Source organism: Alterirhizorhabdus solaris, from assembly GCF_007785815.1.
Lineage (GTDB): Bacteria > Pseudomonadota > Alphaproteobacteria > Sphingomonadales > Sphingomonadaceae > Alterirhizorhabdus > Alterirhizorhabdus solaris.
In genome coordinates this window covers 1-9,438 of sequence record NZ_VNIM01000135.1, presented here as the reverse complement: position 1 = coordinate 9,438, position 9,438 = coordinate 1, and the positions used below count along the sequence as shown (strand labels likewise).

The following is a 9,438-nucleotide window of genomic DNA, read 5'->3' as shown; positions in this document are numbered from 1 at the left end:
ACGCAGGGCGCGCGGCTCGTGCTGGCGGCGCGCGGCGGGGCCGGGCTGGAAGACACCGCCCGCCGCTGCCGGGAGGCGGGCGGCACCGCCCATGTCCACGTCGCCGACACCACCGATGCCGCCGCCGTCGCCGTGCTGGCGGCCGAGGCGAACGGCGTGCTCGGCGGGATCGACCTGTGGTTCAGCTGCGTCGGCGTGGGCGTGCTTGGCCGCTATCAGGACGTGCCGATCGCCGACCATGCGCGGGTGATCGATACCAACCTCACCGGCCACATGAACGATGCCCATGCCGTGCTGCCGATCTTCCTGGCGCAGGGCCGGGGCACGTGGGTGAACATGATCTCGGTCGGCGGCTATGTCGCTACGCCCTATGCTGCCGCCTATGCCGCCAGCAAGTTCGGCCTGCGCGGCTTCTCGCAGGCGTTGCGCGGCGAACTGTCGAAGATGCCGCGCATCCATATCTGCGACGTGTATCCCACCTTCGTGGATACCCCCGGCGTCGATCATGCCGGCAACTACACCGGCGCGAAACTGTCGCTGCCGCCGGGCGCGCTGGCGCCGGAGACGGTGGCGAAGGCGGTAGTGCGGCTCGCCCGCCGGCCACGCAACACCACCGTCGTCGGCGCGCCGGCCTTCGCGCTTGAGCTGGGACAGTTCGCCATGCCCAATCTGGGCGCGGCGGTGATGAGCGGATTCCTCGACGTGTGGACCGGCAAGGCGGATCGCGGCACCGACACGCCGGGCACGCTGTTCGACCCGCCCGCGCAGCCGAGCGGCCCCGATGGCGGACGCCGCCGGCCGGATCAGCGCCGTACGGCGGCGATCGCGGCGGGGGCGCCCGCCTCGGTGGGGCTGGCCGCGCTCGGCGCCTGGCTCTGGCACCGGCGGCGGTGACGCGCGCCGCGCCGCCGGTGACGCCCGATGGCCGCTATATCGTGGTGCGCGGCCGGCTGTGGCGGCAGGCGAACCCGGCGCTGGCGGAAACCGAACGGCAGGCGCTGGTAAACGCGCTGATGGACGCCCGCCGCGCCGTCGCCCGCGCGCTGAAGGTGGACGATCCCGCGGCGCTCGCCACAGCCCGCGCCGGCGTGGACGCGGCAAAGGTGTCGCTTGGCGAGCGCGGGCCGGTGTGGTGGCAGGACGGCACCGCCGACCTCAACCGCCACCTTGCCCGCAACACGCCCTATGCCGACTGGTACGAGGCGTTGCCGGGTACGCCCTGATCCGACGGCCGTTCCCCGATAACGATGCGGGGCCTGCTCATGTTGGCCACGATGTCCGCGCTGACAGGGTTCGTCCTCACGACCGGACACCGGCGGTTCTCGGTCTGTCTGGCAGCCGCGGCCCCTATGCAGCAGCGGCATGGCCACCGGCGAAAAGCGATCCACATCCTCGCCGGTGTTGCCAAACGCCCGCCGCCGCACGGCCTGCCGCCGACCCGGACGGCAGCCTGCACAGGGCCGGTCAGCCCTCGCCGTAGCCGCCCCGTCAATTGATCCACAGCCGCGTGCGTCGCCAGCACAGGGGCGCGGAACGGCGTGGCGGGGGCGGCCGTTGGGCGACTCGTTCTGGAGAGGAATCAACGCTTTATGCCGGCCATCGACGACGGTGCCCTGACCGCCATCACCGCGCCCCTGCCCCCCGCCCCGCTCGGCCATGCCGAGATCGCCGCCGCGCTCGCCGGGGCACTGGCCGATGGCGACGTACTGTATGCCGCCGTCGACGACACCGTCGCCGCCGCCGTCGCCCGCTCGCTCGCCGCCGCCGTGCCCGGTGCCACCGTGGTGACCTGCCCGGGCAGCGATGCCCTGCCCGGCGACGATGCCCCCGCCTCCCCCGCCAACGTCGGCCAGCGCGTGTCCGCGCTTCGCCGCCTCAGGCTGGCGCTGGCGAGGAAGGATCGCGGCCCGGTCGCCTTCGTGACGACCGGCGAGGCGCTGGGCCGCGCCTACCCCCCGCCCGTCGCGTTCGAGGCGACGCCGCCGTGCGCCACGAAAGGCGCCGCGACCGATCTGGCCACGCTGTTCGATGAATTGCAGGCCATCGGCTATTTCGTCGACGAGCGGGTGGACGAACCGGGCGAGGTGGCGCTGCGCGGGCAGGTGCTCGACGTATTTCCCGCCGATGCGGTGGAGCCGCTGCGGATCGAGGTGGCGGACGGGCATATCGTCGCCATCCGCAGCTACGATCCCGCCGATCAGCGCACCACCGGCGACTGCGAGGCGCGCGAACTGGGCCGCGTGTCAGAGCCGGCGGCCGGGGGCCAGGGCACGCCCTTGCTCGATCATCTGCCCGACGCGCGGATCGTCGTGCCGCCCGAAGCGGAGGATCGCCGCAAGCGGTTCCTGGCGCTCGCCGCCGATGCCGCGCGACGGCGGCGGCGGCAGGCCCTGCGGGACGTGATCGACGACAAGGTTTGGGCCGAGGCGGTCGCCGGACGCGACACGCTGGCACTGGCGCGCGCCGGCGATCCGCCGCCGCGCTTCGTGGAGGCCAAGGCCCCGCTCCGGGCATTTGCCAGGGTGGCCCGCGCCGCGTTCGAGGCAGGCGAGCGTGTCGTGCTGCTCGGCGGTGCGCGCGATCTCCGTTTTCTGCGCCGGCGTATCGGCGCGCTGCTGAAGCAGGATGTCGTCGCGGTCGCCGACTGGGCCGGTGTCGTCGCCGCCGATCCGGGCGCGCTGCTGTCGCTTGAGATGCCGGCCGAGCGCGGTTTCCGCCGGGAGGGCGTGCTGGCCATCGCCGCGGCCGACCTGCTCGGCAGCCGGGCGGAGCGCGACGACATCGCGACTGGCCCGGCCGACACCGGCCTGTTCGATTTCGGCGAGATCCGCGTGGGCGACGTGGTGGTGCACGAGGATCACGGCATCGCGGTCGTCGCCGGGCTGGACCGGATGGCGGGCCAGGACGGGGCGGGCGACGCGATCAAGCTGACCTACTCCGACGACGCGACGCGGCTGGTGCCGGTGGCGGGCGCGGACCGCCTGTGGCGCTATGGGGCCGACGCGGATGCGGTGACGCTCGACCGGCTCGACGGGTCGAGCTGGCAGAAACGGCGTGGCGCGATCGACGCCGCCATCGCCGAGAGCGCGCGCCAGCTGACCGCGCTTGCCGCCGAGCGCGCCGGGCGCAGTGCCCCGGTGCTGGAACCGGACACCGCCGCCTACGAGCGATTCGCCGCCGGCTTCCCGTTCACCGAGACACCCGATCAGGCCCGCGCCATCGCGGCGGTGCGCGACGATCTGGCGGGCGGCCGGCCGATGGACCGGCTGGTGATCGGCGACGTGGGCTACGGCAAGACCGAGGTGGCGCTGCGCGCCGCCGCCATCGCGGCCCTCGCGGGCAGGCAGGTGGCCATCGCCGCCCCCACGACGGTACTCGCCCGCCAGCATCTGGAAAGCTTTACCGAGCGCTTCGAGGGCACGGGCATCCTCGTCGCCGGCCTGTCGCGCCTGTCCACCCCCGCCGAAAAGAAGCGCGTGAAGGCGGGGCTGGCCGACGGGTCGGTCAACGTGGTGGTCGGCACCGGCGCGGTGGCGGGCAAGGGAATCGCGTACAAGGATCTGGCGCTGGTCGTGATCGACGAGGAGCAAAGATTCGGTGCGGCCGACAAGGACCGGCTGCGCGGGCTTTCCGCCGGCCATGTCCTCACACTGTCCGCCACGCCGATCCCGCGCACGCTGCAAAGCGCGCTGGTGGGGATGCAGCAGCTCTCCGTCATCGCCACGCCCCCGGCGCGCCGCCAGCCGATCCGCACCGCCGTCGGCCCGTTCGTGGCGGAGACGGTCCGTACCGCGCTGCTGCGTGAAAAAAGCCGGGGCGGGCAGAGCTTCGTCGTCGTCCCCCGGATCGAGGACATGGCGAGGCTGGCCGCGACGCTCGTCGAGCTGGTGCCCGAGCTCGAACTGCTGCAGGCGCACGGCAAGATGGCGGCGACCGACATCGACGAGGCGATGGTGCGCTTCGGCCGGGGCGACGGCGACGTGCTGCTCGCCACCAACATCATCGAGGCCGGGCTGGATGTGCCGCGCGCCAATACGATGGTGATCTGGCGCGCCGACCGCTTCGGCCTGTCGCAACTGCACCAGTTGCGCGGGCGAGTGGGGCGCGGCAGCCGGCGCGGGCAGGTGCTGCTGCTGACCGATCCCGAGCACGAAATCGCCGCCCGCACGCTGAAGCGCCTGCGCACGCTGCAGGCGTTCGACCGGCTGGGCGCCGGCTTCGCGATCAGCGCGCGCGATCTGGACATGCGCGGCGCGGGCGACCTGCTCGGCGAGACGCAGGCCGGGCACATGAAGCTGATCGGCATCGACCTGTACCAGCAGCTCCTCGAATCATCGCTGCGCACGGCCCGGGGCGAGCAGGTGGAACGCTGGTCGCCAGACCTGAAGCTGGGGCTGGAAGGCCGCCTGCCCGAAAGCTGGATCCCCGACGAGGAGCTGCGCGTGACCGCCTATACCCGCCTCGCCCGACTGGACGAGGCCGGGGCGCTCGACGGTTTCGCCGAGGAACTGGAGGACCGCTTCGGCGCGATGCCGGACGAGGCGCGGCGGCTGCTGGCGATCGCCCGCATCCGGGTGGAGGCGCGCGCCGCCGGCATCGCCGCGATCACCGCCGGCCCGGCCGGCATCGCGCTGACCCCCCGGCGCGGCACGACGATCGACGCCGACGCCCACGGCCTCTACCGCAAGGGCGACCGCCTGCTGCTGCGCGAACGGATCGACGATCCGGTGGCGCGGCTGGACCGGCTGGGGGAATTGCTGGGGGCGCTGGCAGAGGGGTGAGAAGTCCCAAGCCCCCTTTCCTCGAGCGAAGTCGAGGGGCGCCCTGTCGTCTCTCGACTTTGCCCGATACAAGGGGTGACGTGATCGGAAGACAGCGCCAGACGCCGACGCCGCCCGGTCAGATATGCTCGCGTCCGAAATCCGGCCGTGGATCGTCCTGCCCATGCTCGATGATGCTGCGGCGCACGGCGCGGGTGCGGGTGAACAGGTCGAACAGCGTGTCGCCGTCACCCCAGCGTATCGCGCGCTGGAGCATCGTCACGTCCTCGGTCAACCGCTGGAGCATCTCCAGCACCGCCTCGCGGTTGTTGAGGAACACGTCGCGCCACATCGTCGGATCGGACGAGGCGATGCGGGTGAAATCGCGGAAGCCGCCGGCGGAGAATTTTATGACCTCGCTGTTCGTCACCTCCTCCAGGTCGCTGGCGGTGCCAACGATCGAATAGGCGATCAGATGCGGCACGTGGCTGGTGACGGCCAGCACCAGATCGTGATGGCGCGCGTCCATGATCTCCACGTCCGCGCCGATCTTCTCCCAGAAGGACGACACGCGCATCACCGCCGCCGGATCGGCATCGCCCGCCGGGGTGAGGATGCACCAGCGCTTGTGGAACAACGTGGCGAAGCCGGCGTCCGGCCCGCTGTGCTCGGTGCCCGCCACCGGATGCGCCGGCACCACCGACACGCCGGGCAGCACCTCGGCCAGTGCCGCCGCGATGCTCTGCTTGCACGAGCCGACATCGCTGACGATCACGTCGGCGGGCAGGTCGGCGGCGATGGCCTCGGCCGCCGCGCGCATCGCGCCGACCGGCACGCACAGGATCACCAGATCGGCATCCATCACGGCCGCGCCCGCGGTATCGGTCACGTCGTCCGCCAGATCGAGCGCGCGGGCGCGGGCGCGCACCGCCGGGTCGGCATCGTGGGCGGTCAGTCGCACGGTGGGCATGTGATGGCGCACCGCGCGCGCGATCGACGAGCCGATCAGGCCCAGACCGACGATCGATACCCGCGCGAACGGCAGCATCAGGCGGTGACCGCCAGCCCGGCCGCGCCGGTCGGGCCGGCCACGATCTCGCGCAGCGCGTCGGCGATGCCACGCGTCTCCTCCTCGGTGCCGATCGAGACGCGCAGGCCGTGCGGCAGCCCTTGCCCGGGCAACCAGCGCACGATGTAGCCGCGTTCCATCAGCGCCTGATAGGCCTCCTGCGCCGTCACCCGCCCCTCGAACAGGATGAGGATGAAGTTCGCCTTCGTCGGCACCGCGCGCAGGCCCGCGTTGCCGAGCGCGGCGATCTCGCCCTCCAGCCACGTCCGCCAGTGCAGGTTGTGCTCGCGACTGGCGGCGACGAAACCGTCGTCGCCCAGCGCCGCGATCGCCGCCTCCTGCCCCGCCGTCGTCACGTTGAACGGCGCGCGGATCTTGTGCATCGCCGCGATCACCGGCGCGGGGCCGTACCCCCAGCCGATCCGCTCCGCGGCAAGCCCGTGGATCTTGGAGAAGGTGCGCGTCACCAGCACGTTAGAGGCGATCTGGGCGAGCGCGAAGGCGCCGTCGTCGTCCTCCGGCGCCAGATATTCGGCGTAGGCCTGATCCACTACCAGCAGCACGTCGTCCGGCAGGCCGGCGTGCAGGCGGGCCAGTTCGCGCCGGTCGGTATAGGTGCCGGTCGGGTTGTTCGGGTTGGCGACGAACACCACGCGCGTCTTCGGCGTCACCGCCGCCAGCAGCGCATCGACATCGGTGGCGTAATCGCGGTCCGGTGCCTCGACCGGCTCGGCCCCCACCCGCCGCGCGGCGATCGGATAGACCGAGAAGCCGTAGCGCACGAACAGCACCTCGTCGCCCTGCCCGGCGAAGGCGCCGGCGGCCAGATGCAGGATCTCGTCCGATCCGGTGCCGTGGATCACCCGCGCCGGATCGAGGCCGTGCTTGGCGGCGATCGCCTCGCGCAGCGCGGTGGCGGCGGCGTCGGGGTAGCGGTGGAGCGTACGGTCCGCCGCCTCGAATGCGGCGATCGCGGCGGGGCTGGTGCCGAGCGGGCTTTCGTTGGACGAGAGCTTGATCGCCTTGCGCCCGTCGTCGGTAGAGGACCGACCGGGGACATAGGGCGCGATCGCATCGATCCACGGCTTGGGGGCGGGTGCTGTCATGGCCAGCCCCATAACGCCCTATGGCACTTCAAACCAGCCGCCGCTAAACAGCCGCATGACTCTCGCCACGATGTCGATCCCGTCCGAAGACCAGCGTTTCGGCCTTGCCCGCCGCGTCACCCTCCCCCGCCCGCTGCCGCTCGACGGCGGCGGGGTGCTGACGCCGGTGGAGATCGGCTACGAAACCTACGGCACGTTGAATGCGGACGGGTCGAACGCGATCCTCATCACCCACGCGCTTACCGGCGACCAGCATGTCGCCTCTGTCCACCCGATCACCGGCAAGCCGGGCTGGTGGACGCGGATGGTGGGGCCGGGGCGGCCGATCGATCCGGCGCGCCACTTCATCGTCTGTGCCAACGTGATCGGCAGCTGCATGGGGTCGAGCGGTCCGGCCACGATCGATCCGGCGACAGGCACGCCGTGGGCGATGCGCTTTCCCGTCATCACCCTGCGCGACATGGTGCGCGCGCAGGCGATGCTGCTCGATCATCTCGGGGTCGGCACGTTGCAGGCGGTGATCGGCGGCTCGATGGGCGGGATGCAGGTGCTCGAATGGGCCGCCACCTTCCCCGACCGGGTGCGGTCGGTGGTGGTGATCGCATCGGCCGCGCGCCACTCCGCGCAGAACATCGCGTTCCACGAGGTCGGCCGGCAGGCGATCATGGCCGACCCCAACTGGCAGGGCGGCTGTTATTACGGCACCGGCGACACGCCCGCCGCCGGGCTGGCGGTGGCGCGCATGGCGGCGCACATCACCTACCTGTCGGAAGCGGGGCTGACCGAGAAGTTCGGCCGCCGGTTGCAGGCACGCGACGCCAAGAGCTTCGGCTTCGACGCTGATTTTCAGGTGGAAAGCTACCTGCGTCATCAGGGGATCAGCTTCGTCGAGCGGTTCGATGCCAACAGCTACCTCTACATCACCCGCGCGATGGACTATTTCGATCTGGCGGAGGAGCATGGCGGGCGGCTGGCCAATGCCTTCCAGGGCACGCGCACACGCTTCTGCGTCGTCTCGTTCGATACCGACTGGCTGTACCCCACCGCCGAATCGCGGATGATCGTGCATGCGCTGAACGCGGCGGGCGCGGCGGTGAGCTTCGTCGAGCTGTCCTCCCCGTTCGGGCACGACGCCTTCCTGCTGGACGTGCCGGAACTCAACCGGGTGGTGGACGGCTTCATCCGGGCGGACGAATCGTGAGGACGGCCAGCATGCGGCGAACGACCATCATACTGCTGTGCGGCGCGGTGCTGCTGGGCGGGTGCCAGCGCCGCCCGGCGAAACCCGAACCGGCGCCGGATATCGTCGCCATCGCCGTCTCGACCGACAACACCGCCGGCTATCGCGCGCTGGCGCAGCGTTGCGGTGCCGCGAGCGCGACGCTGCAACGCGCGGGCGAGGCGATGCTGCTCGTCGTCGGACGGGACAGCACGGTGGCGGCGCGCGACTGCTTCTTCGCCGCCGCCCAGGCCGAACACCGCCGCGCCCACCCGATCGCCGCCTTCATCGAGGGCCTGTTTCGTTGAGCGACCTGCGCCCCGATCTTGCGATCATCGCCGGGCATGTGCCGCGCGGCGCCAAGGTGCTGGATGTCGGCTGCGGCGATGGCGAGTTGATGGCCGAACTGCGCCGTTCGGCGCAGGTGGACGCGCGCGGGATCGAGCTGGATGCGCGCAACGTCTCGGCGGCGGTCGCGCGCGGGCTGTCGGTGGTGCAGGGCGATGCCGATACCGATCTGGCCAATTATCCCGACCACGCCTTCGACTATGCGATCCTGAGCCAGACGTTGCAGACCGCACGCGCGCCCGATCGCGTGCTGGACGAACTGCTGCGGATCGGCCGGCGCGCGTTCGTCTCCTTCCCCAACTTCGCCTACTGGCGGGTGCGGCTGAGCCTGCTGTGGCGGGGGCGGATGCCGGTGACGGCGGCGCTGCCGGTAAGCTGGTACGAGACCGAGAACATCCACCAGCTTACGGTGGACGATTTCCGCGCCTTCGTGGCGGAACGCGGCATCGGGGTGGAACAGGCCTGGTTCCTCAACGGCGATCGCCACACGAGTGCCGCCGCCGCCAATTTCCGCGCCGAACATGCGGTGTTCCTGCTGCGCCGGTAACTGGTGATCCGGCCACTAAGGGTTGCTTAAGCCGTTGGCGCTAGACACGTGGCCGTCGCAGCAATGAGGCCGCCATCGTGCCCGATCGTTCCACCGCCCCGTCCCACGATCACGAACCGGCCCCGATCGTGCCGCGCGCGCAGCGGGGCAGCGTGCTGCTGATCGCGACGATCGAGCATGACGGCAAGCAGGAGCCGACGCGGCACCGGGTGCGCGACCTCTCCACCGGCGGCGTGCGGATCGACAATGCCCTCGTGCTGCGGGTCGGCGACACCGTCACGGTTTCGATCGGCGCGGTCCATGCCCTTGCCGCCACCGTGCGCTGGATTCGCGACGGGCTGGCCGGGCTGGCCTTCGCCGCGGCGATCGACCCGGAGCAGGCCCGCAAG

At 71.5% G+C, this 9,438-nt stretch carries 9 protein-coding genes; 7 read left to right on the top strand and 2 right to left on the bottom strand.

Going from position 1 to position 9,438, the window contains the following annotated elements; translation table 11 throughout:
* From FOY91_RS19635 to FOY91_RS19625, 3 genes are all read left to right on the top strand, one after another.
* A partial coding sequence (locus FOY91_RS19635; RefSeq protein WP_145155515.1) for an SDR family oxidoreductase occupies nt 1–894 on the top strand: 894 nt, incomplete at its 5' end.
* A complete protein-coding gene (locus tag FOY91_RS19630; protein WP_145155514.1) occupies nt 891–1,223 on the top strand; it encodes a hypothetical protein in 333 nt (110 codons plus the stop codon). The genes FOY91_RS19635 and FOY91_RS19630, both read left to right, overlap by 4 nt.
* 366 nt (nt 1,224–1,589) lie before the next feature.
* Nucleotides 1,590–4,781: a TRCF domain-containing protein gene (locus FOY91_RS19625; RefSeq protein WP_145155511.1), complete on the top strand. Its 3,192-nt coding sequence runs from the start codon at nt 1,590–1,592 to the stop codon at nt 4,779–4,781.
* 118 nt (nt 4,782–4,899) lie between these two features.
* Here FOY91_RS19625 and FOY91_RS19620 read toward each other — a convergent pair whose 3' ends face one another.
* Both FOY91_RS19620 and hisC read right to left on the bottom strand, forming a co-directional pair.
* Nucleotides 4,900–5,808 (bottom strand): prephenate/arogenate dehydrogenase family protein, encoded by a 909-nt coding sequence (locus FOY91_RS19620; protein ID WP_145155509.1) that lies wholly within the window; start codon nt 5,806–5,808, stop codon nt 4,900–4,902.
* A complete protein-coding gene (hisC, locus tag FOY91_RS19615; RefSeq protein ID WP_145155507.1) occupies nt 5,808–6,935 on the bottom strand; it encodes a histidinol-phosphate transaminase in 1,128 nt (375 codons plus the stop codon). The genes FOY91_RS19620 and hisC overlap by 1 nt, the downstream gene beginning before the upstream one ends.
* Before the next feature lie 70 nt (nt 6,936–7,005).
* On the opposite strand from hisC, the gene metX reads away from it, so the two are divergent.
* The 4 genes from metX to FOY91_RS19595 all read left to right on the top strand — a co-directional run.
* Nucleotides 7,006–8,136: a homoserine O-acetyltransferase MetX gene (gene metX, locus FOY91_RS19610; protein ID WP_145155518.1), complete on the top strand. Its 1,131-nt coding sequence runs from the start codon at nt 7,006–7,008 to the stop codon at nt 8,134–8,136.
* Between the two features lie 11 nt (nt 8,137–8,147).
* Complete coding sequence (locus FOY91_RS19605; protein WP_145155505.1) at nt 8,148–8,462, top strand: hypothetical protein; 315 nt, start codon at nt 8,148–8,150, stop codon at nt 8,460–8,462.
* Nucleotides 8,459–9,049, top strand: coding sequence for a methionine biosynthesis protein MetW (metW, locus tag FOY91_RS19600; RefSeq protein ID WP_145155503.1), 591 nt, complete (start codon nt 8,459–8,461; stop codon nt 9,047–9,049). The genes FOY91_RS19605 and metW overlap by 4 nt, the downstream gene beginning before the upstream one ends.
* A 77-nt stretch (nt 9,050–9,126) precedes the next feature.
* A partial coding sequence (locus FOY91_RS19595) for a PilZ domain-containing protein (protein ID WP_145155501.1) occupies nt 9,127–9,438 on the top strand: 312 nt, incomplete at its 3' end.